Origin of the sequence: Rhodoferax sp., from assembly GCF_013297935.1 — a bacterium.
Classification (GTDB): Bacteria; Pseudomonadota; Gammaproteobacteria; order Burkholderiales; family Burkholderiaceae_C; genus Allorhodoferax.
On record NZ_JAAFIX010000001.1, the window covers coordinates 374,623 to 396,765 of the forward strand.

General features: G+C 62.3%; 18 protein-coding genes. 8 read left to right on the top strand and 10 right to left on the bottom strand.

Annotation, left to right across the window (positions count from 1 at the left end; genetic code table 11):
• Nucleotides 1-89 precede the first annotated feature (89 nt).
• The 5 genes from QZW03_RS01840 to QZW03_RS01860 form a co-directional block, all read right to left on the bottom strand.
• Nucleotides 90-1,880, bottom strand: a complete 1,791-nt coding sequence (locus tag QZW03_RS01840; protein ID WP_296507777.1) for an acyl-CoA dehydrogenase — start codon at nt 1,878-1,880, stop codon at nt 90-92.
• A 96-nt stretch (nt 1,881-1,976) separates the two neighbouring features.
• Nucleotides 1,977-2,921 (bottom strand): electron transfer flavoprotein subunit alpha/FixB family protein, encoded by a 945-nt coding sequence (locus QZW03_RS01845; RefSeq protein WP_296507778.1) that lies wholly within the window; start codon nt 2,919-2,921, stop codon nt 1,977-1,979.
• Between the two features lie 11 nt (nt 2,922-2,932).
• On the bottom strand, nt 2,933-3,682 hold the full coding sequence (locus QZW03_RS01850) for an electron transfer flavoprotein subunit beta/FixA family protein (protein WP_296507779.1): 750 nt from the start codon (nt 3,680-3,682) through the stop codon (nt 2,933-2,935).
• Nucleotides 3,683-3,909: 227 nt separating this feature from the next.
• Nucleotides 3,910-5,181, bottom strand: coding sequence for a mechanosensitive ion channel domain-containing protein (locus QZW03_RS01855; protein ID WP_296507781.1), 1,272 nt, complete (start codon nt 5,179-5,181; stop codon nt 3,910-3,912).
• A gap of 68 nt (nt 5,182-5,249) precedes the next feature.
• Nucleotides 5,250-6,203, bottom strand: a complete 954-nt coding sequence (locus tag QZW03_RS01860; RefSeq protein WP_296507783.1) for a histone deacetylase family protein — start codon at nt 6,201-6,203, stop codon at nt 5,250-5,252.
• 41 nt (nt 6,204-6,244) lie between these two features.
• Between QZW03_RS01860 and QZW03_RS01865 the strand changes: the two genes are divergently transcribed.
• From QZW03_RS01865 to QZW03_RS01875, 3 genes are read left to right on the top strand one after another with little or no spacing between them, the layout of a single operon-like run.
• Nucleotides 6,245-7,165: a MoxR family ATPase gene (locus QZW03_RS01865; RefSeq protein ID WP_296507785.1), complete on the top strand. Its 921-nt coding sequence runs from the start codon at nt 6,245-6,247 to the stop codon at nt 7,163-7,165.
• Nucleotides 7,165-8,154 carry a DUF58 domain-containing protein gene (locus QZW03_RS01870; RefSeq protein WP_296507787.1) on the top strand — a complete coding sequence of 330 codons (990 nt, stop codon included), beginning with the start codon at nt 7,165-7,167 and terminating at the stop codon, nt 8,152-8,154. The genes QZW03_RS01865 and QZW03_RS01870 overlap by 1 nt, the downstream gene beginning before the upstream one ends.
• Nucleotides 8,155-8,162: 8 nt before the next feature.
• Nucleotides 8,163-10,163, top strand: a complete 2,001-nt coding sequence (locus QZW03_RS01875) for a DUF3488 and transglutaminase-like domain-containing protein (protein WP_296507788.1) — start codon at nt 8,163-8,165, stop codon at nt 10,161-10,163.
• 4 nt (nt 10,164-10,167) lie between these two features.
• Here the strand turns inward: QZW03_RS01875 and QZW03_RS01880 are convergent, their stop codons facing one another.
• A complete protein-coding gene (locus QZW03_RS01880) occupies nt 10,168-11,526 on the bottom strand; it encodes a DUF945 family protein (RefSeq protein WP_296507789.1) in 1,359 nt (452 codons plus the stop codon).
• Nucleotides 11,527-11,654: 128 nt separating this feature from the next.
• On the opposite strand from QZW03_RS01880, the gene mltB reads away from it, so the two are divergent.
• The gene (gene mltB / locus QZW03_RS01885) at nt 11,655-12,758 is read left to right on the top strand and encodes a lytic murein transglycosylase B (RefSeq protein ID WP_296507792.1); all 1,104 of its coding nucleotides are present in this window, start codon (nt 11,655-11,657) and stop codon (nt 12,756-12,758) included.
• A 3-nt stretch (nt 12,759-12,761) separates the two neighbouring features.
• Nucleotides 12,762-14,105, top strand: coding sequence for a DUF2628 domain-containing protein (locus QZW03_RS01890; protein WP_296507794.1), 1,344 nt, complete (start codon nt 12,762-12,764; stop codon nt 14,103-14,105).
• Nucleotides 14,106-14,135: 30 nt separating this feature from the next.
• On the opposite strand, the gene QZW03_RS01895 is transcribed toward QZW03_RS01890, so the two are convergent.
• Complete coding sequence (locus tag QZW03_RS01895) at nt 14,136-15,005, bottom strand: HDOD domain-containing protein (protein WP_296507796.1); 870 nt, start codon at nt 15,003-15,005, stop codon at nt 14,136-14,138.
• Nucleotides 15,006-15,153: 148 nt separating this feature from the next.
• Here QZW03_RS01895 and QZW03_RS01900 point away from each other — a divergent pair, with 148 nt between their 5' ends.
• The 3 genes from QZW03_RS01900 (at nt 15,154) to QZW03_RS01910 (ending at nt 17,130) form a co-directional block, all read left to right on the top strand.
• Nucleotides 15,154-15,402 (top strand): hypothetical protein, encoded by a 249-nt coding sequence (locus tag QZW03_RS01900; protein WP_296507798.1) that lies wholly within the window; start codon nt 15,154-15,156, stop codon nt 15,400-15,402.
• Between the two features lie 148 nt (nt 15,403-15,550).
• Nucleotides 15,551-16,291: a hypothetical protein gene (locus tag QZW03_RS01905; RefSeq protein WP_296507800.1), complete on the top strand. Its 741-nt coding sequence runs from the start codon at nt 15,551-15,553 to the stop codon at nt 16,289-16,291.
• A 275-nt stretch (nt 16,292-16,566) separates the two neighbouring features.
• Nucleotides 16,567-17,130 (top strand): hypothetical protein, encoded by a 564-nt coding sequence (locus tag QZW03_RS01910; RefSeq protein ID WP_296507801.1) that lies wholly within the window; start codon nt 16,567-16,569, stop codon nt 17,128-17,130.
• Here QZW03_RS01910 and QZW03_RS01915 read toward each other — a convergent pair.
• The 3 genes from QZW03_RS01915 to QZW03_RS01925 are packed head-to-tail and all read right to left on the bottom strand — an operon-like array spanning nt 17,052 to nt 22,102.
• Nucleotides 17,052-18,008, bottom strand: coding sequence for an alpha-E domain-containing protein (locus QZW03_RS01915; RefSeq protein ID WP_296507802.1), 957 nt, complete (start codon nt 18,006-18,008; stop codon nt 17,052-17,054). The two genes, QZW03_RS01910 and QZW03_RS01915, sit on opposite strands and share 79 nt — an antisense overlap.
• An 18-nt stretch (nt 18,009-18,026) precedes the next feature.
• Nucleotides 18,027-19,541 carry a circularly permuted type 2 ATP-grasp protein gene (locus tag QZW03_RS01920; protein WP_296507804.1) on the bottom strand — a complete coding sequence of 505 codons (1,515 nt, stop codon included), beginning with the start codon at nt 19,539-19,541 and terminating at the stop codon, nt 18,027-18,029.
• Nucleotides 19,542-19,600: 59 nt separating this feature from the next.
• Nucleotides 19,601-22,102 (bottom strand): DNA internalization-related competence protein ComEC/Rec2, encoded by a 2,502-nt coding sequence (locus tag QZW03_RS01925; RefSeq protein WP_296507806.1) that lies wholly within the window; start codon nt 22,100-22,102, stop codon nt 19,601-19,603.
• Nucleotides 22,103-22,143: the final 41 nt, after the last annotated feature.

Consider the following 22,143-nt stretch of genomic DNA (forward strand, 5'->3'; position numbering starts at 1 on the left):
TCATTCAAGACAAAAACAGGCTTTAGCCCCCGCGCTATCTGTGCGAGTAGCTCCTAATTCAATAGCACCCGTACCGGGTGCGACTGAATTTAAAAGGCGTCGAGTGGCAGCGCTGTCACGCTCTCTGCACCTTCCACAATGCTGTCACGCAGCCCCGAGGCCTTGCTCAGAATGTGGTCTGCGTAAAAGCGCGTAGTCGTGATCTTGGCTTCCATGAACTGCACGTCATGGCCCTGCGCAATCTCTTGTTGCGCCACCAACAGCGAGCGCCCCAACTGCCAACCCGCCATCAGGTTGCCGGCGAGCATCAGGTACGGCACGCTGCCGGCGAACACCGCGTTCGGGTTGGCTTTGGTATTGCCCGCCACGAACTCCACCACATCGACAAACGCCAAGCGGGCCGACTTCAAGCGGCTTGCAACGGCCAGCGCATGGGTTGATCCACTGGCCATCAACTCGGCTTCCGTAGCTTCCACTTGGGCGGCAATCGCTTTGGCGATCTGACCACCGTCCCGCGAGGTCTTGCGCCCCACCAGGTCATTGGCCTGAATGGCGGTGGTGCCTTCGTAAATCGTCAGGATCTTGGCGTCGCGGTAGTACTGGGCTGCACCGGTTTCTTCGATAAAGCCCATGCCACCGTGCACTTGCACGCCGAGGGAGGTAACTTCCAAACTCATCTCGGTGCTGTAGCCCTTGACCAGCGGTACCATGAATTCATAGAACGCCTGGTTTTGCTTGCGAGCTTCGGGGTCGGTGTGGTGGTGGGCCGCGTCGTAGGCGCTGGCCGCTGTGCTGGCCAAGGCACGGCAACCCTCGGTGTAGGCACGCATGGTCATCAGCATGCGGCGCACATCAGGATGGTGAATGATCGGGGCTGCAGCCGGCATGGAGCCATCCACAGGACGGCTCTGCACGCGGTCTTTGGAGAACTGCACCGCCTTTTGGTAAGCGCGCTCCGCAATGGCAATGCCCTGCACACCGACGCCGTAGCGGGCGGCGTTCATCATGATGAACATGTACTCCAAGCCGCGGTTCTCTTGGCCCACCAGGTAACCGATGGCACCGCCATGGTCGCCGTACTGCAACACGGCGGTGGGGCTGGCCTTGATTCCCATTTTGTGTTCGATCGAAACACAATGCACGTCGTTGCGAGCACCCAGAGAACCATCCGGGTTCACCATGAATTTGGGCACCACAAACAGGCTGATGCCCTTCACACCTTCGGGCGCACCGGTCACACGGGCGAGTACCAGATGGACGATGTTCTCGGCCATATCGTGCTCACCCCAGGTGATGTAGATTTTGGTGCCAAACACCTTGTAGCTACCATCCGCCTGCGGTTCAGCGCGGCTGCGCACTGCGGCAAGGTCGCTACCGGCTTGTGGCTCGGTCAGGTTCATGGTCCCGGTCCACTTACCGCTCACTAGATTTTCGAGGTAAGTGGCCTTGAGTTCGTCGGAACCGGCCGTTAGCAGGGCTTCAATCGCGCCGTCGCTCAACAAGGGGCACAGCGCAAAACTCATGTTGGCACTGTTCACCATCTCACCGCAGGCGGCACCGATCGTCTTGGGCAGGCCCTGGCCGCCGAAGTCGGTAGGGTGCTGCAGGCCTTGCCAGCCACCATCGGTGAACTGTTTGAAAGCCTCCTTGAAACCCGGGGTAGACGTCACCACGCCATCTTTCCAGCTGGAGGGGTTCTTGTCGCCTTCCCAGTTCAACGGGGAGAGCACGCCTTCAGTGAACTTGGCAGACTCTTCCAACACGGCCTGCGCCGTATCCAAACCGGCATCTTCAAAGCCGGGGAGCTGGGCAATTTGCTCAATGTTGGCAAGGTGCTGAATATTGAACAGCATGTCTTTTACGGGGGCGACGTAACTCATGGTGAGTCTCCTGAATTTGTGGGTACAAGCGAGGTAGGTAACGGGGTAGGCCAAAAAAAAGGGCACCGCAAGCGATGCCCCATTTTCAAACCGGCATCAGAGTGCCGCGATCAGTTCCGGCACAGCGGTGAACAGGTCGGCTTCCAAGCCGAAGTCCGCCACGCTGAAAATAGGGGCTTCGGGGTCCTTGTTGATGGCGACAATGACCTTGGAGTCCTTCATGCCGGCCAAGTGCTGGATCGCGCCGCTGATACCGCAAGCCACATACAGCTGGGGTGCCACGATCTTGCCGGTCTGGCCCACTTGCCAGTCGTTGGGGGCGTAGCCAGCGTCCACCGCGGCGCGGGAAGCGCCCAGTGCCGCGCCCAGCTTGTCAGCCAGGGGCGTCATGACTTCAGTGAACTTCTCAGACGAGCCCAAAGCACGACCACCGGAAACGATGATCTTGGCAGCAGTCAGCTCAGGGCGGTCGTTCTTGGCGATCTCGGAACCCACAAAGGTCACGGCGGCGCTAGTCGCTACAGCGGCCACAGCTTCCACCGCTGCGCTACCACCGGTGGCAGCTGCAGGATCGAAACCGGTGGTGCGCACAGTCAACACTTTCACAGCGTCAGTGGCTTGCACCGTGGCAATGGCATTGCCGGCATAAATGGGGCGCTCGAAGGTGTCGGCGCTCACCACTTTGGTGATGTCGGATACCTGGCCTACGTCCAGCTTGGCAGCCACGCGGGGTGCGATGTTTTTGCCGGAGGCGGTGGCCGGGAACACGATGTGGCTGTAAGCACCGGCGATAGCGAGCACTTGGGCTGCCACGTTTTCGGCCAAGCCGTGCTCGAAAGCAGCGCTGTCGGCGTGAATCACTTTAGACACACCAGCAATCTGCGCAGCAGCGGCCGCGGCAGCGGCAGCATTGCTGCCAGCCACCAGCACATGCACATCACCACCCGCTTGGGCGGCAGCAGTCACGGTGTTCAGGGTGGCACCCTTGATGGATGCGTTGTCGTGTTCGGCCACAACGAGAGATAAAGCAAGAGCGGTCATGGTGTGAATCCTTAGATGACTTTGGCGTCGTTCTTGAGTTTGGCGACCAGGGTAGCCACGTCGGGCACCTTGATACCGGCGCTGCGCTTGGCCGGTTCAGCCACGCTCAGGGTCTTGATGCGGGGAGCCACATTCACACCCAGATCTTCAGGCTTGAAGGTGTCGAGCTGCTTCTTCTTGGCCTTCATGATGTTGGGCAAGGTCACGTAGCGGGGCTCGTTCAGGCGCAGGTCGGTGGTGATGATGGCGGGCAGTGTCACGGCCAGGGTTTCCAGCCCGCCGTCCACTTCACGGGTCACGTGGGCCTTGCCGTCCACCGCTTCCACCTTGGAGGCGAAAGTTGCTTGGGGCAGGTCCGCCAAGGCTGCCAGCATTTGGCCGGTCTGGTTGCAATCGTCATCAATCGCTTGCTTGCCCAGAATCACGAGGCCGGGCTGCTCTTTGTCGACCAGCGCCTTGAGCAATTTGGCAACGGCCAGTGGCTGCAGCTCTTCGGTGGTTTCCACCAAGATACCGCGGTCGGCACCGATCGCCATGGCGGTACGCAAGGTTTCCTGGCACTGGGCCACGCCGCAGGACACGGCAATCACTTCAGTGACCACGCCCTTTTCCTTGAGACGCACGGCTTCTTCCACGGCGATCTCGTCAAAGGGGTTCATGCTCATCTTGACATTGGCGATATCTACACCGGTGTTGTCCGACTTGACGCGAACCTTCACGTTGTAGTCCACCACACGTTTGACGGGTACCAGGACTTTCATTGCTGCGACTCCAGATAGTTAGAAATTTGGTCGTTTTAGTTGACGTGCACGTCAATCATCCGATTCTATGCCGTACCACCATCCCCGAGACAAGCCAGAGGAATTGAGCGGAGATTAACACAAAATAGAACGACCGTGCTTTTTTTGAATTATAGCGGCCTGCCGGCTGACACAACGCTTGGGCCGCTGCTTCTTTTAGTGCGAGGACTCGGAAAAAGCGGTGCCGATCACCGGTTGTGGACCACACGCTGGGGGTAGGGAATGTCCACACCATGGGCCCGAAGGGTTTTCAGGATTGCCAGATTGATTTCCGAGCGCAAGTTGCCCTGCCCGTTTTCCAAGTCATTGATCCAGTAGGTCACGGTGAATTCCAGGCCATCCGCGCCAAAGTTGGCAAGCTGCGCCGCCGGGCCGGGGTCTTGCAGAACACGCGGCTGACTGAGCGCCGCCTCGGTCAAAAGACGCATGACCTCGTCGACATCACTGTCGTAGCCCACAGAAACCGTCAGGGTCTGATTGATTCGGGGGTCGGCCAGGGACAAGTTTTCCACGCGCTGGGTAATCAGCATTTCGTTCGGAACAATCGACTCCCGCCCCGACAAGCTCCGCACCACCGTGTAGCGCGCATTGATCTGGGTGATCTGCCCCTCAAAACCGTCCACCCGCACCACATCGCCGATGCGCATGCTGCGCTCGGTGAGGATCACAAATCCGGAGACATAGTTGGCCGCCAGCTTCTGCAAGCCCAGTCCGATACCCACGCCCACCGCGCCCCCCAGCACCGACAAGGCCGTCAAGTCGATCCCCACCGCCGACAGTGCCATGAGCAGACCAACGAACATCAAAACCGCGCGGACCGCATTGCTGGCCGCTTTGCGCAGCGAAAGCTCGCCGCCGGTCGCGGAACGCAGGAGCCGCGACTCAATACCCGCCGAAATCCAGAGGGTGATGATCAGCACGGCACCCGCTGTCACCATGCCCTCAATCATGTTGCGCACCGACAGGGTGGTGCCGCCTACCTTCCAGGTAATCTGGTCCAGCTCATTCAGAATCACCGGCAATAAGCCACTGACCCACAAAACCATGGCCAGCCAGGCCACCCAGGAAATGGTTTGCTCCAAGGGCTTGATCCACCGCGCATCGGAGAAGGTCGCCTGCAAAACCTTCACACCGACCCGGATCACCACCAAAGACATGAGCACCGGAATCACCACGCGGAACACCGCGATATTGACGAACTGGCTCAGCATTTCTAGTGCGGCATAACCGAGAAACAGCAACACCAAGGGGAACAAGACCCCGTCCACCACCCGGCGGCCGAACCAGATCGACTTGCCATCGTTATCGCCCAAGGCCTTGCGCAGTGCAGCCACCAAGCCCCACGCGACAGCAACACTCAAGCCCAAGGCCGCAAGCTCCAGCAGAACGGAAGTCTGGGTGAATGCGTTCAGCCAGCCGGCAAAGTCATCAATCGGCTGGGGTGCCGGGGTTTGTTTCATAGTGGTCAACCATCTCAAAAAAGAAGTGTCCGGCAAGGGACCGGGCTGCGGAGGATACCGAAAAAAGACTACAAATCAGCGAGCGCCCGGATATGGGCTTCCACACTGCGGGCCAAGGCGCCGAGGTGGTAGCCGCCCTCCAGACAGGAGACGATGCGGCCTTGTGCATACTGCTCCGCCACCCCACGGATTTGCGCGGTCATCCAGTGGTAGTCCTCCTCCAGCAAGCCCATTTGCCCGAGCTCATCGTCGCGGTGGGCGTCAAACCCCGCGCTGATAAACACCATCTCCGGCTGATAAGCATGCAAGCGCGGCAGCCAGTGCTGTGTCACCAACTCGCGCACAGCAGCCCCGCCGGTACAAGCCGGTACCGGCAGGTTGAGCAGATTGCTGGCGTTCGAGCGCGCACCGCCCTGGGGATAAAAAGGGTGCTGGTAGAAGCCCAGCATGAGAATGCGCTGGTCTCCCTCAATGATGTTTTCGGTGCCATTGCCGTGGTGCACATCGAAATCCACAATGGCCACCCGGCGCAAGCCATGGTGCTCCAGGGCATGCCGGGCCGCCACGACCACGCTGTTAAAAAAACAAAACCCCATGCCCTCGCTGTGACAGGCATGGTGTCCGGGCGGGCGCACCGCACAAAACGCGTTCACTAACTCGCCGGCCATCACCGCGTCGGTGGCCGCCCTCGCCGCGCCGGTGGCGCGCAGAGCAGCATTCCAGGTGTGCGCATTCATGGCCGTATCCGGGTCCAACCAAGCGTGTTCGCTCCGCCCCTCCTCCGCGCTACGGCGCAAGCCCTCGGCCAGTGCTTGCACCTTGGCAACGTAGCGCGGGGTGTGCGCCAAAGACAGCTCCGCGGCACTGGCTAGCGGCGCTTGCCGCGCATCGAGGTCATTCACCAGACCGGTATCCAGCAAGTGGTCATGAATCGCCACCAAGCGCTCGGGGCATTCAGGGTGGCCTGCACCCATGTCGTGCAAATGGCAATCGGGGTGCGTAAAGTATCCGGTCTTCTTCACCTGCAGTCTCTGGTCTTTTGGTTTTCGGGTAACGTCTCGGCATGGACATCCAAGACAAACTCAGATCCCTGCTGAACCAGCTTAACACGGTGATTGTGGGCAAACCCGATCAGATCAGCGCTTGCGTGGCATGCCTGCTCGCGGGTGGTCACCTGCTCATCGACGATGTGCCGGGTGTCGGCAAAACCACCCTTGCCCATGCCTTGTCGCGCACCTTCGGCTTGCAATTCTCGCGGGTGCAATTCACCTCCGACCTGATGCCCAGCGACCTGAGCGGCGTGTCGGTGTACGAGCGCGGCAAAGAAGCCTTTGTGTTTCACCCCGGCCCCCTCTTTGCCCAAGTTCTGCTGGCCGATGAAATCAACCGCGCCAGCCCCAAGACCCAAAGCGCGCTGCTGGAGGCCATGGAGGAGAAACAGGTCACTATCGAAGGCCAGACCCGTGCCCTGCCCCGGCCGTTCTTTGTTATCGCGACCCAGAACCCCCTGGACCAACTCGGCACCTACGCCCTGCCGGAGTCCCAGCTGGACCGTTTCCTCATGCGCATCTCGCTGGGTTACCCGGACCGGGCGGCAGAGCGGGCCTTGCTGGCGGGTGAAGACCGCCGCAACATGGTGGACCAACTGCCCAGTTTGCTCACCGGCGACGAGCTGGACCGCTTGCAACAGGCCGTACTCGCCGTGCATGCAGCAGACCCCTTGCTGGACTATGTGCAGGACCTGATCACGGCCACCCGCAGCGGGCGCTGGTTTCTCCAGGGCTTATCGCCCCGTGCCGGCATTGCCCTTGTGCGCGCAGCCAAAGCCCAGGCGCTCCTCAGCGGGCGCGACTATGTGGCCCCGGACGATGTGCAGGCGGTGCTGCCCCAAACCATTGCACACCGGCTGATTCCGGTGGGGGATGCCGGTCGGGGCGCCGAGGAACAGGTGCGCGCCATGCTGCAGGCTGTGCCGCTGCCCTGATGGCCTTGCACTGGAATCCGGTCGCGCGGGTGCGGCGGCGCTTTCAGGCGTGGTTCGAGTCGCGCATGCCGCGCAGAGACAGTGCCGAGCTGACTCAGCGCAACGTCTACATCCTGCCCACCCGCCCCGGCCTGATGCTGGGGCTCACCCTGTTGGTGTTGTTGGTGGCCAGCATCAACTACCAGCTCAACCTGGGCTACCTGCTGACCTTTATGCTGACCGGTGCGGCCATCATCGGTATCCATGTGTGCCACGGCACACTGACCGGCCTCACTATGCATTTGATAGCGCCTGACGCACAATTTGCGGGGGCTAATACCCCTATTGGCATACAACTCAACAATCCCTCCCAGCGCACCCGCTACGGCATCGGTCTGGCCGTCCTGGGCAGCGAGAGCTGGAGCTGGACCAACGTCGACCCCTTGGGCAGCGCCAAGGTGCACATCAGTTTTGTAGCCCGCACCCGCGGTCTGCACCCCCTGCCCACGCTGACTGCTGAAACACGCTTTCCACTGGGCACCTTCCGTGTCTGGAGCGTGTGGCGGCCTGCCGCGCAGGTGCTCATTTACCCGGCACCGGAGCTCCAGCCACCGCCGCTGCCGCCGGGCGAGCCGCGTTCCGGTGGCGCGCAAACTGCGCAACGCCACACCACCGGTGAGTTTGACGGGGTACGGGCCTACCGGCGCGGAGACCCTCTGAAACTCGTGGTTTGGAAAAAGGCCGCCAAAAGCGACGAGCTGGTCAGCCGCGACGCACAGCAAGCGCAGCGCCTGGAGCTGTGGCTGGACCTGGCCGCCACCGAGCAGACCCTGCCTGCGCGCGCAACAAGTGCCACGCGCGAACAGGCCCTCTCTAGGCTCTGTGCCTGGGTGCTGCAAGCCGAGAGCCGGGGGCTGCGTTACGGGCTGCGCCTGGCCGGTCGCGAAATCCCGCCGGACAGCGGCCCGGCCCATCAAAAAAACTGTTTGCAAGCACTGGCCCTGGCCTGACACCCGCCATGCTCCAACGCCTGAACCACCTCCCCCGCGACACCCGCGACACCTTGTTTTTATTGGGGGTGATCGCATGGGTCATCCTGCCCCAAGTCGACCGGCTGCCCTGGTGGTGCAGCCTGATGGCCGGCGCCGTGCTGCTCTGGCGCGGGGTGCTGGCCTGGGGCAGCCGGCCGCTCCCCTCCCGCTGGTGGCTGCTGGGGCTGCTGGCACTGGCCACCGCCGGCACCTGGATGAGCTACCGCACCTTGCTGGGGCGGGATGCAGGCGTCACCTTCATCGTGGTGCTGTTGGCCTTGAAAACCCTGGAAATGCGGGCACGGAGAGACGCCTTCGTCATCTTCTTCCTCGGCTTTTTCACCATGCTCAGCAACTTCTTCTTTTCACAAAGCCTGCTGACAGCTGCGGCCATGGTGGTGGCCTTGCTCGGCTTGCTGACAGCGCTGGTCAACAGCCACATGCCGGTGGGCCGCCCCCCCTTGCTGCAAGCCGCGCGCACTGCGGGTTGGATGGTGTTGGCCGGGGCCCCCATCATGGCGGCCCTGTTTATGCTGTTTCCGCGCATCGCGCCCCTCTGGGGCTTACCCGGCGACGCCATGAGCGGGCGCAGCGGCCTGTCCGGGCAAATGCAGGTCGGCACCATTGCCAGCCTCGCGCTGGACGACAGCATTGCCATGCGCATCCGGTTCGAGGGCACGCCCCCACGACAAAACGACATGTATTTCCGCGGGCCGGTGTTCTCCAGCTTCGACGGCCGGGAATGGCGCCCCTTGCGCTCCGCATTTCCCCAGCGCATGCAACTGCAGGCCGACGTCGCGGTGCAGGGCCCTGCCTATAGCTACCAAGTCACCCTGGCCGCCAACAACCGGCCCTGGCTCATGGTGCTGGATGCCACGCCACAAGCCCCTGAGATCGCAGGCTACCGCCCCAGCATGGGCCCCGACCTGCAGTGGCAAACGGATCAGCCCATGCCCGACCTCGTGCGCTACCGGGCCACCAGCTACCCCGACTTCCGCCACGGCCCCGCCCGTCTGGCCGTGGGTTTGCAGGACTATGTGGACCTGCCGCCCGGCTTCAACCCCCGCACCTTGCAGCTTGCGGCCGACTTGCGCCGCCAGCCCGGTCTGGCCACGGCCGGCGCCCAAGCGCTGGTGAACGCCGTAATGGACAAGCTGCGCACCGGTGGCTACGAATACACCCTCGATCCCGGGGTCTACGGCACCCACACTGCTGATGAATTCTGGTTCGACCGCAAGGCCGGTTTTTGTGAGCACATAGCCTCCAGCTTTGTCTTGCTCATGCGGGCACTGGATGTTCCGGCCCGTGTGGTCACCGGCTACCAAGGTGGTCAGATCAACCCGGTCGATGGCTTCTGGACTGTGCGCCAGAGTGATGCCCATGCCTGGGCAGAAGTCTGGATGGCCGGACGCGGCTGGGTGCGGGTGGACCCCACCTCTGCCGTGTCACCGGGGCGCACCGGCTCGTTCCAGCGGCTTGTGCCCGAGCCTAGCGTCTTTGCCCAGGCACTCAACACGGTGAGCCCCCAGTTCAGCCTCAATTTGCGCGCCTTGTGGGAAGCCACCAACAACCGGTGGAACCAGTGGGTACTGAACTACACCCAAGCTAAACAAATGGACCTGCTGCGCAACATCGGCTTCAGCGCCCCCGACTGGCAGGACCTGAGCACAGTGTTGATCGGCCTCATCGTGAGTGCCAGCCTGACCGGTGCCGGTTGGAACTGGTGGCAACGCCACCGGCAAGACCCCTGGCTGCGTCTGTTGCAGGACGCCCGGCAGCGCATGCGCGCCCAAGGCTTTACCGTCCACGACGACAGCACACCCCGGGCACTCGTGGCCTTGCTACAAACCAATCCCCAAGCCGCGGCCCACGCCACCGCCTGGCTGCTGCGCCTGGAGGGCTGGCGCTACGCCCGGCAAACAGGCAGCGCCCACGACCTGCGCACTCTGCGCAAAGAGCTCACTAGCCTGCAGTGGCTGCGGCCCTGAGCCTTCAAGACGCAGTAGCAGCGCTAGCGCCCGGTGGCGCCTCCGACGGAGGCACCGCAGGCACCTCTTCCTCGGGCAACTCAAAACGCTCGCCCGCCAGAAACGCGTTGATCCAGCCATCGAGCTTTTGCAAGCCCAAAAGCACCATGGAGCCATCGAGCGATTTGCCACCCACCTTGAGGGCACCGCCACCGTATTCGAAGCCAGACTCCAGGCCACCCGGCACCTCGTTCACGTAACCGGTAGACAGTGCAAACGCCTTTTGATCAGGGAGCATCAAATTGCCCTTGAGGTGAATCTGCCCTTGGGTTGACAGCTGGCTGGCCAGCGTGACTGCGTCGCCCGTGGCGGGTGCCAAGGTCAGCACCACATGGCCGTCCAGCGCGCCTTCCAGCCCGCGTCCCTGCAGCTTGGGAATCCCCACGCTGAACCCGGCCAACAACAGTTGCTTGACCGCTGCACGCAGCTGCACATCCCTGTACGCACTGGCGCGCTGCGGCCCGCAGCTATCGCCTGCCAACGCGCCCAGCGCCTGAACACTGGCCAGGTGCAGGCCCTTGACTTCGGCCTCCAGCACCAGATCGTCGAGTTGTTGCCCCAGGAACTGCACCCGGCGCAGGGACTGGGTCAGCCGCGAGTCCAGCCGCTCTGCGCGTTCCATCGTTTCGCTACGGACCCGCAGTCCTTCCAGCGCCACATCGGCAGTGCTTAGCTTCTCTATATCTACTGTCGCCTTGCCGGTACCCTGCGTTCGGTTTTTCAGGTCGAGCACCACCGAAACTTGTTGGGCCTCTAGGGGACTGCCCGCCCCACGCAAGGCCATGCGCTCAAACAGCCAGTCCAGGCGCAGCGACGTGGCCCCCAGCTCCAAGCGCCCCGAAGAGGGAGACACCTGCACGCGCCGCCCGTGCGCGACCAGCGCCAACTCGGGCAACTGCATATCGGCGCTGAAGTTGCCCTCAAAACCCACATAACCGGTGCCCGTGAGCTTGCCACCCGCGAGCCCGGGCAACAGGCGCTCAGCAGTCGCGCCTTCGGGCGAAGCGGACCAGTCCAGGCGGGTCCAACCTTGCAGATCCGGCACATGGCGCGCCCGGTAGGTGAGGTGCACCACCGGGCCGGCAGCGCCATCGTCGGCACAGGGGCTATGCCACTCCACATCCAGCGAACCTGTGGAAGTGAGCCACCCCGCCTCATGGGCCAGGTTGCGCACCCGCAGCTCGCCCTTCGCATGCTCAGCCGCCCATGCCTGCATGCCCCTGCTCAAGAGGCGGGAGCTGTACCACGGGACGGCCAAAGCCCCTACCGTCAGGGCCGCCGCGAGCCCGGCCACGGCATAGCGCACGCGAGAAGAAAGACGCATCACAAAAGCTCACCCAAGAACACAACAGGGCCGAATTGTGCCTGCACGCCCATTGGCACTGGCTACACTGCCAGCATGCGACCGGCACGCGCCGGCTGACCCGCCCAAACCTATTGCAAGATTCTGCTGTGCCTTTTCACAAAACCATTGTTACTCTCATTTTGATAGCAGCCTGCGCAAGTTCTATCGGGGCTACCAGCAAAAAACACGCTAAATCCAAAGCGAAGGCCAAGCCCGCTGCTGCAGCGACCGAAGGCACACCCTACGGAGAGCGCGCGGACCTCATGCGCTTGGCAGACGACATCGCGCAGCGCCGCAATCTGGACCCTGCCTGGGTGCGCGCCACCCTCGCCAAAGCCCGCATGCTGCCCTCGGTGGTTCGTGCCATCACTCCGCCCGCGGTGGGTACCCCCAAAAACTGGGCGCTTTACCGCAGCCGTTTTGTGGAACCTATTCGCATTCGCGCAGGGGTGAAGTTCTGGCTGGCGAACCAGGAGACCCTGGCACGGGTCGAAGCACAAACCGGCGTACCCGCCAGCATCATTGTGGGCATCATCGGGGTGGAGACCATTTACGGGCAACAACTCGGCAACTACCGGGTGATGGATGCGCTGACCACATTGGCACTCGACTTCCCCGATGCACACCCGCGCAAAGTCGACCGGCAGGCCTATTTTTTGACGGAGCTGGAGTCCTACCTCAGCCTCACCCACCGCACCGGCACCGACCCCATGGCCTTGCGCGGCAGCTATGCCGGTGCCATGGGTTGGCCGCAGTTCATGCCGTCGAGCTGGGTCAAATACGGTATCGACTTTGACAACGACAGCCGGGTCGACCTCTTCCACAGCCAGGCAGATGTCATTGGCTCCGTGGCCAACTACTTCCAGGCCTTCAAATGGAAGCCCGGCATGGCGACCCACTATCCGGTGCAATTCGACATGGCGCGCTTGGACATGCCCACCCTCATGGCACCCGACATCCTGCCCACCTTCAGCCCGGCGGCCATGCAAGACAAAGGCGTCATCCTCGACCCCACCGCCCTGAATCACGCCGGGCCGCTGGCGCTTGTGGAGCTGCAAAACGGAGCCGAAGCGCCCACCTATGTGGCGGGCACCGAAAACTTCTACGCCATCACCCGCTACAACTGGAGCAGCTACTACGCCATGGCGGTCATAGACCTGGGCCAGGCGGTGGCCCAAGCCATTCAAGCGCAAACAAGCGTGCCAAAATAAGCCATGGCCACTGCCCCGACCACCGAACTGGACAACACGGACGAACACTCGACCACCGCGCTGTACCGCGCCGCTATCGGGGACATCAGCAACGGCTATTACCTGCCGCGCTTCACACGGTTTGACACCGCCGACCGCCCCGGCCTGAGCTGGAACTGGGCAGCCGCCGCTAACACGCTCAACTGGTTGATGTTCCGCCAGCTGTGGCACGCCGCACTGGTGTACGTGGGGAGCATCGTGGCGCTCGCCGTTGTGGTGCTTGGGCTCGGCAAATTGGTGTTCCAGTTTTCAGAAGGCACCCAGTGGGGCATAGTGGCCGCGCTGGTGGGCCTGGCATTTGTGGTGCCGGGTCTGGGCGGCAACGCACTGTATTACCTGGCAACCCGGCAGCGCGTGCAAAACGCCCTGGTCAAAAATCAAACGGTCACCGACGCTTGCGCCCAGCTCAGTCGCGAAGCCAGCACCCGCAAGGGCATGCTCATGATTGCAGCGGGCAATGGCGTGGCACTCGCCATCTGCGCGCAGTCGTATGCCATGTTTACCGGCTTTGAGCCCCTGCCAGCGGGTACACCCATTGCGGTGACCCCACCGCAGGAGCCCCGTAATGTGGCCAGCGGCCGTGCTGTGGATGCCACGCTTGCCCAACCCGCCCCCGCGCAAGCCGCGTCGGCAGCCAAGCCCGCCGCATCGGCGGCGTCTTCCGCAGCAGCTGCCCCGGCCTCTGCCGCGTCAGCGGTTTCTGCAGCGTCTTCAGCACCAGTGCCCCAAGTAGCGGCCTCGGCGGCTCCCCCCAAGGCACTTCCCGCAGCATCGGCACCCGCGCCCCTGCCAGGACCTGCACCAGCGGCGGTGCTGCCAAAGGCCAGCGCATCCGCTGCGCGATCACCCGCCTCGGCGCCCGCACCGATACCAGCGCCCGCACCTGTACCGGCTGCCCCTACACCGCCTGCCAGCAAACCCGTCGCCAAACCCACCCCGACAGCCGGACCGGCGCCCGTGGCACTGCGGTCTGAGGCGGCCATTGCGGCAGCCCGCGCAGCTGCCCAGGCCTTGGGGCAGACCGTGCCGGCAGCGACACCGGTCAGCGCTGCCGCACCGGAGCCCGCAGCCTTGATCGGCCGCTTTGTCGTGAATGTGGGGCTGTTTGCCGACAGCAACAATGCCCGAAACGCCATGGTCAAGCTGATGGACGCTGAGCTGCCTGTGGTGAGCAAAGAAATCCGCTTCCCCAGAGGCAACCGCACCCGTCTGCAGGTCGGCCCGTTTGACACCTTGGCCGAAGCCGACGCTGCTGCCGACAAGGTGCGGGCACTCGAACTCGAAGCGCGTGTTGCCCCGGTTCCCTGAGCTCGGGTCCGGGCCCACGGCCCGGAGTTCTTAAAAACCGGCAGGGCCGATGAACTGCTCGTGCAGCGCGTCGAGCCAGTGCTCGATTTCTTCTTCGCTCACATGCAGATGCGCCAAGCACTCGGTACCGTGCAGCTCCCACTCCCGCTGCACCGGAGCGCCCTCATGCTGAGCCACTAAGTGCTCCGCCAACAAGGCCATTGCGACGAGGGTGCGAACCTTGGCCGGAATGTTGTCATCTTTAAGGACGGTGAAGTCGTGGTGGAGGCGCACCGCGTGGGCCACATCGGGGGACAGGCGCCACGTTTTGGCCACAATGGCACCGACCACCGCATGGTCGGTGCGGTGGGCCGCATTTTCCATCTCAGTCACCGTTTTTTCACTCTGCGCCAAAGCGTCGGTCAGCGTGGCCTCATAGCCCTTCAAACCTTGCAGCATGACCGGAATACCCACGTTGCAAAACAGGCCGCAGGTGTGGGCAATATCGGCGTTCACCCCATACATCTGGCGGGCGATATAGCCCATGGCGTAGGCGCGGCGGGTCGAGGTCTCCCAGAAATGCTCCAGCAGAGGCGACTTGACCCGAATCGTCTCGCGCAACAAAAAGCCGGTCAGGATAGACACGGTCTGCGAGATCCCCAGCAGCGCCACGGCTTCGGCCACTGTAGCCGCAGGCCTGGAGCGGGCATAGATCGGGCTGTTGGCCACCTTGATGAGCGCGGCAGCCATTGCGACATCGCGCGAGGCAATGCGGGCAATCGTGGCGGGCTCGGGGTCTTCGCGGTTCACCTCCACACGCAAATCAGACAGCAAGGCCGGACAAGGCTGAATAACGATGTCTTTGAGCGGCCCCTCCGTCCGGGCCGTTTCGATTTCGCGGTCAATGTCGGCAGTGCGCATGCGGGCTCCTTGATGTGCTCATTATGCAAAGATTCAGGACACTCATTTCACCCGAATAGGGGATGCGCTTACTAGATGAAAAAAGTAAAGTCGACCGCTATCAAAAGAGAAGCATCTTGTGCATTCATTTCAAGGACCGGGGAACGATATGAGTACCAAACTGGACTGCGTATCGGCCGACGCTGTCATGTCCATCGCAGCGGATGAGAAGAAAGGCGCCTTCTACCCGGCCATCCTGGCGCTCAACAAGAAGGACATGTTGATCGATGGGAAACAGATACCTATCGGCACGGGGATGAATGTGACGGCCGAAATCAAGACGGGGAAGCGGCGGATTATTGAGTTCTTGCTGTCTCCGGTGCAGAAGATAGGTAGTGAGAGTTTGAGGGAGCGGTGATGGCAGTGAATGCCATGCATACATCTATGAAAGAACGAACGATGAATACTACAAAAACTATAGCCGCTAGCGCATATTCCATGAGCGCTAGTGGCCAGTTTCGCATCAAACCGCAAGCGATGAGAGACTCCAAGTGGAGGGCGGAAGCATGAGCTGGGTACTTTTCTACTTGCTGGCTGCGCTGCACCCCGTGGCGTTTGTGGCGATTGCATGGACGTGCAACACGTGGAAACTGCGCTTCATGTTGTGGGCCTTGTTGCCACTGCCCGCCATTTGGTATTGCTGGGACTACTACGCCATCAAGAACGAGCATGCGCAGATGTGTGCTGCAGAGGGCGGGCTCAAGGTGCTGATTCAGCCGGAGAAGGTGGATCGGATTCGGCTGTTGGGTGTCCAACTTCGAGACGCGAGCAGAAGCCTGCAATCCGATTTTTATCCTCGCCTACAAGCCGTTGAGGCGCTTGCTGGCAAATACGATGGCACTGATGGGCGGGGGCAACCCTATGTCGAATACTCATCTGTCCCTAATCCTCGTGCTGGCGAGAAGTTGCCCCACCCGCCTTGGAAGGAACCGGAATTCGTAGTTTCGGAAGCACGGGTGATTGAACATTTAGACCCGCTTGTGTACGAGATTAGCGTTCACGAAGTTCACACGCCATACCGAAGCACTGTGACCGAGACCCTTCTTTCAAAACAAGGGAAGGTCTACGCCAAGTACTCGGAGATCGTTCATTGGTGGGCAGGCATTCGGTACCCGGACGCTGTACCTACATGGCGTTGCCCAGAACGAAAGCTCAGTCCTCCGAAGGATTTGCCAAATGCACCGAAAGAGCAGTGGCACTACCCTGAATCGGCGACCGATCAGTTAGTAAAACTCATCTTGAAATAGCACAAGAGGATGAACATGAAGACCACGACCGAACTCAAAGAATTTGCACAACTTGCGCAGGCGGCCTAGGCGGAATTGAATTTAGCAGCTGTGTACGCTGATAGCGGCGACTTTAAGAAAACTAGAGATGTACTCCAAGCATCCCCCAAGGGCGCCTTCTCTGAAGGCCAGGCCACCGATTTCACCAACCGCTACAAAGTCCTGAATCAATATCGCGACGACAGCAGCGTAGCCGCTGGTGGCTCACCGACCTCTTCGCCGAACCCCGCGGCATCTTGAAGGCACTGGCCGGCAAGCTCACCCTCACCCTGCCCACCAAGTCCCTGGCCACAAGCTGGACAACTGGCTACAGCGACAACTGGTACACCGACCGCGCAACCCTGCTCCAAGCCATCACCAAGCGCAACCAGCTCGACATCACTGCGCCCACCCCCATCGTGGGTGATGCCAGCTTTGCGCTGGACCGTGTGCTGAACATCCAATACATGGAGACAGGCGACACCACCTTCAAAACCCTCACGGCTTGCAACCGTGCTAACAACGGTAGCGGCAATGCGCTGAGCAGGCGCGACAGGCAGTTGATTGGCTTTGGTAACGACGATGCCAATATCCTGACAGGCACCGACAACAAGCTGAGTTCTGACGGCAAAGGCGTGTTTCAGCGACCGCCAAAACGCCCTCACCCGTGTTGGTGGCAGACTGACTCCACAATAAAAACGGCCCTCGCGGGCCGTTTCTTCTATCGCTTGTCGCCAGCGCTTCAGGTCACCGGCACCAAAAACTCGCGGCTGATGTGCGCGCCGAGGTCGTTGACCCGGTCCAGGAACTGGGTCAGGTAAGCGTGCAGGCCGGTGGCCAGAATTTCGTCAATGCGACCGTATTGCAACTCCGAGCGCAGTTTGCCGGCGCGGCGCAGGGTTTCGCTGTCGGGGTTGCTGGCGACCAAGGTCAGATTGCTGACCACTTCATTCAAACTGGCATGCAACGAGCGCGGCATATCAGACTTGAGAATCAGCAGCTCCGCCACGCGCTCAGGCTTGATGACGTCGCGGTAGACCTTGCGGTAAATCTCGAACGCCGACACGCTGCGCAAAATCGCGCTCCAGTGGTAGAAGTCGTACTCTTGGTCCTTCTCGCTGGCGGCACCAAAAAAGTCGCTCTGCACGGCGTGGAACTTCACATCCACCAAACGCGCGGTGTTGTCTGAGCGCTCCAGGAAAGTGCCCAGGCGCATGAAGTGCAAGGACTCGTCCATCAGCATGGTGCCCACGGTCACCCCGCGCGAGAGGTGGGAGCGGAACTTCACCCACTCAAAAAACTGCGAGGGGTCTTTTTCAAAGTCCCCGCTTTTGATGATGCGTTTGACCTCCAGCCAGGTGGTGTTTTGCGTTTCCCACACCTCGGTGGTCAGCGCCCCGCGCACGGCGCGGGCGTTCTCGCGGGCCGCGCTCAGGCACGACATGATGGAAGACGGATTGCTCTCGTCTTTGACCATGAAGTCCATGACCTCGCGGGCCTGGATGTCGCCATGCCGTTCTTTGTAGGAATACAGCAGCTCGCTGATGGACAGCAGGCCCTGCCAGCCAAGCTGGGCCACGGCTTGGGATTGGGGGAGCAGCGATGTCTGGTAGTTCACATCCAGCATGCGTGCGGTGTTTTCGGCCCGCTCGGTGTAGCGGGACATCCAGAACAGGTGGTCAGCGGTGCGTGACAACATACAAAAGATTCCTCGTCTTTAGGCTGACTGTGTTTGTGACTGGGTGGCGGCTGTTGCGGGGGGTGCTGCAGGCACGTCTTCTTCCAGAATCCAGGTGTCTTTGGTGCCGCCGCCCTGGCTGCTGTTCACCACCAGCGAACCTTCTTTCAGGGCCACGCGGGTCAGGCCACCGGGCACCATTTGCACGGTTTTGCCCGAGAGCACATAGGGGCGCAAATCAATGTGGCGCGGTGCAATGCCGCTCTCCACAAAGGTGGGGCAGCTCGACAGACTCAGGGTAGGCTGGGCGATGTAGCCGGCCGGGTTGGCCAGCACTGCTTTGCGGAAGTCTTCAATCTCGGCCTTGGTGGCGGCCGGGCCCACCAACATGCCGTAGCCGCCGGCACCGTGCACTTCTTTCACCACCAGGTCTTTGAGGTTGGCCAGGGTGTAGGCCAAGTCGTCCTTGTTGCGGCACATGTAGGTGGGCACGTTGTTCAGGATGGGTTTTTCGCCCAAATAGAACTCGATCATCTTGGGCACATAGGGGTAGATGGACTTGTCGTCTGCAATGCCGGTGCCGACCGCGTTGCAGATGGTCACATTGCCCGCGCGGTAGGCATTGATGAGACCGGCGCAACCCAGGGTAGACGTGGGGCGGAAAACGGTGGGGTCCAAAAAGTCGTCGTCCACCCGGCGGTAGATCACGTCCACACGGCGTGGGCCGCGGGTGGTGCGCATATAGACAAAGTTGTCTTTGACAAACAGGTCTTGCCCTTCGACCAACTCCACCCCCATCTGCTGGGCCATGAAGGCGTGCTCAAAGTAAGCGCTGTTGTACATGCCGGGGGTGAGCACCACCACGGTGGGCTCGGCGGTAGTGGCCGGGCTGCTCTGGCGCAGGGTTTCCAGCAGCAAGTCAGGGTAGTGGGCCACAGGCGCCACGCGGTGCGCGCTGAACAGGTCGGGGAACAACCGCATCATCATCTTGCGGTCTTCCAGCATGTAGCTCACGCCACTGGGTACGCGCAGGTTGTCTTCGAGCACGTAGTACTCGCCGTTGCCCTTGGCGTCCGGGGCGCGCACGATGTCGATGCCGGAGATGTGGGAGTAAATCTGGTGCGGCACGTCCACACCCACCATCTCGGGGCGGAACTGGGCGTTGCCCTCGATCTGCTCGCGAGGCACCACGCCGGCTTTCAGAATTTCTTGGTCGTGGTAGATGTCGTGGATAAAGCGGTTCAGCGCATTGACACGCTGCACCAGGCCTTTTTCCATGCTGGACCACTCGTGGGCCGGGATGATGCGGGGTATCAGGTCAAACGGGATCAGGCGCTCGGTGCCGGAGCCGTCCTCGTCTTTTTCACCGTAAACGGCGAAGGTGATGCCCACACGGCGAAAGATCATTTCCGCTTCTTCACGACGTTTGGCCATCATGTCGCCGGGCTGGCGAGCGAGCCATTCGTCGTAAATCTTGTAGTGGTCTCTTATTTGGCTGCCCTTGCTGAAAAATTCATAAGGGAGCTGGGTGTACATCTCGTCGAATTTCTGCATGTAAAAGACCTCTCTGATTACCTCTTATGCAAACTTCGGGCCACTGCGCCCGTGCACCACTATGGCACATCATGGTGCCAATATTTCCGCTCGTCTTCCCGAAGACACGCCACATTTTGGGGCTCTACCGAGAGCCACTGCGCTGCACCACAGCGGGGCGACATCACCAAATTGATGCGTTGTCCGGCGTAGCGCTCCACCACCCCGGCCGCCGGATGCCCATAGCGGTTGCGGTAGCCCGCCTGCACCAGTGCGTGGCGGGGCTGCACCGCCTGCAAAAACGCCTCAGTGCTGGAGGTCTTGCTCCCATGGTGCGGCACCAGCAGCACATCGGCCCGCAAGCGGGGCAACACCGCGGGGTCGGCCAGCAGCCGCAGCTCCTGGGCGGCTTCGATATCGCCGGGAAGCAGCGCCGTCTGCCGCCCGTTGCTGATGCGAAGCACGCACGACAGGGCATTGGCTTTGGGCGGTGGTTGCGTGTCGTAGTCTTCAGCGCGCGGGTGCAGTACCTCGAAGTCCACACCGTCCCACTGCCAGTGCATGCCCGCTTCGCAGCGCCGCGACTCGCGGAGCTGCTGCAAGGCGTGCTGGGGCTCCAGCGAACTCAGCAAGGCTGCTTGGGGCTGCATCATCAACACCGCGGGCGCGCCCCCCACATGGTCGGTGTCGCGGTGGCTGAGCACTACGGTGTCGAGCTGCACATCCAGCGCCTTGAGCAGGGGCAGCAGCACGCGGTTGCCGGCATCGCTCTCCAGGCTGTAGCGCGGGCCGGCATCAAACAGCAAGGCGTGGTTGGTGGTTTGCACCAGCACCGCATTGCCCTGCCCCACGTCTGCCGCGAGCAATGAGAACTCGCCCGCCTGCGGCACCGGCGGGCGCCACAGCAGCAAGGCCACCACCGGCACCAGCCCCAAGGCCCGCAGTGCGCGGGGCACCGGCATAACCAGAAGTGCAGCCCCCAGCGTGGCCAAAATACCCGGCACCACAGGGGGCAAAGGCAGGCTGAGGCTGGCAAAGGGCAGTGCTGCGAGTGCGTCCATCGCCGCATACAGCAGCACGATGGCGCCGGTGGCCGCCGTCCAGAGAGCAGGCCACATGACCCCGAGCAAGCCCAGCGGGGTCACCACCAGCGTGACCCAGGGAATCGCCACCGCATTGGCCAACAGGCCCACCAGCGAGACCTGCCCGAACCACAGCAGCACCAGCGGCGCCAAGGCCAGCGTAATCACCCACTGCTCCCGCCACAAAGCCGAGACGCTGCGCAGCCCCGACGAGGCCAGGCCCGAGAATTTAGAGTCAAAAGTGCCTACAGCCCGCGTATTACCTGCGCTTACAGCTCCTGAATTTGTAGCAGATTCAGCGGCAAACAACAGCATAACCGCCACAAAGCTCAGCCAGAAACCCGGCTGCAACAAGGCCCACGGATCCCACAGCAACACGCCCACGGCAGCCCCCAGCGCCACCCAGGGCCAGGGCCAGCGGGCACCCTGCAAGCGCAGCCCCACAACCAGGGCCAGCATCAAACACGTTCGCTGGGCCGGCACGCCCCAGCCCGAAAACACCGCATACGCCACCGCCAGCAGCAGCCCCACGCTCCAGGCGGCTTCGGGTGCGGGCCAGCGTTGGCACAAGCGTGCCGACAGGCGCCACCCACGCCGCACGCACCAAGTAGCCGCCCAAGCGAACATGGTGATGTGCAGCCCCGAGATGCTGACCAAATGGCTGATACCGGTGGCGCGGAACACATCCCAGTCGGACCGATCGATGGCGCGCTGGTCCCCCACCACCAAGGCGGCCAGCAGTCCGGCCGAGCGCGGGTCGCTGACCTGCGCCGTAATCCGGTCGCGCACCCACTCACGCAGTTGCGCCACCGGAGCGAGCCACGTGGAGCCCAACAGCTGCGGTGCCGGGCTGCTGGCAGTGGCCCGCACATAGCCGGTGGCTTGCACCCCCTGGGTCCAGAGGTAAAGCTCGTAGTCAAAACCGTGGGGGTTCATGCTGCCGTGCGGCGCTTTGAGCCGCAGGGTCAAGCGCCAGCGCTGCCCGGCCTGCAAGGCAGGTGGCGGGCGCTGCAGCTCCGGGAGCTGGGCCTGCGCGTTGAAGCCGCTGGTGTACCAACCCACATCGATGAGCCGGGGCAGTGTCACCGGGCGGCCGTCCAGCAGCGCGGCCTGGTCACCGCTGTCCACCCGCAAGCGGAACCGGAGCCCCGACTCGGTGGCCTGGGGCAGATCGACCACCACACCGGTAACCAGCACATCGCGCCCTTCCAGCGCGGGCGCCAGCGCCTGGCTCACAAACAACAGCGCCCGCAGCCCGGTCAAGCCCCAGCCCAGCGCCAAGCCAGACACCGCTGCCAGCACCTGGCGCCCCCGAAATGCTATCTTTTTAGTAGCTACCCGCGCATACAAGATGAGGGCTAGAAGCACAAAAGCACCATAAACCCAGGGCGACCACAGCGCGGGCTGCTGCAGTTGCCCCGCCATGCCGGCCAACAAGCCCAGCCCCCAGGCCGCGCCGGTGCGGGGCCAGACAGCGAGACGCAAGGCGGTCGGGTACATGCGGACATGCTAACCGCCGCCCTGCGGGACCCGCACCCCGG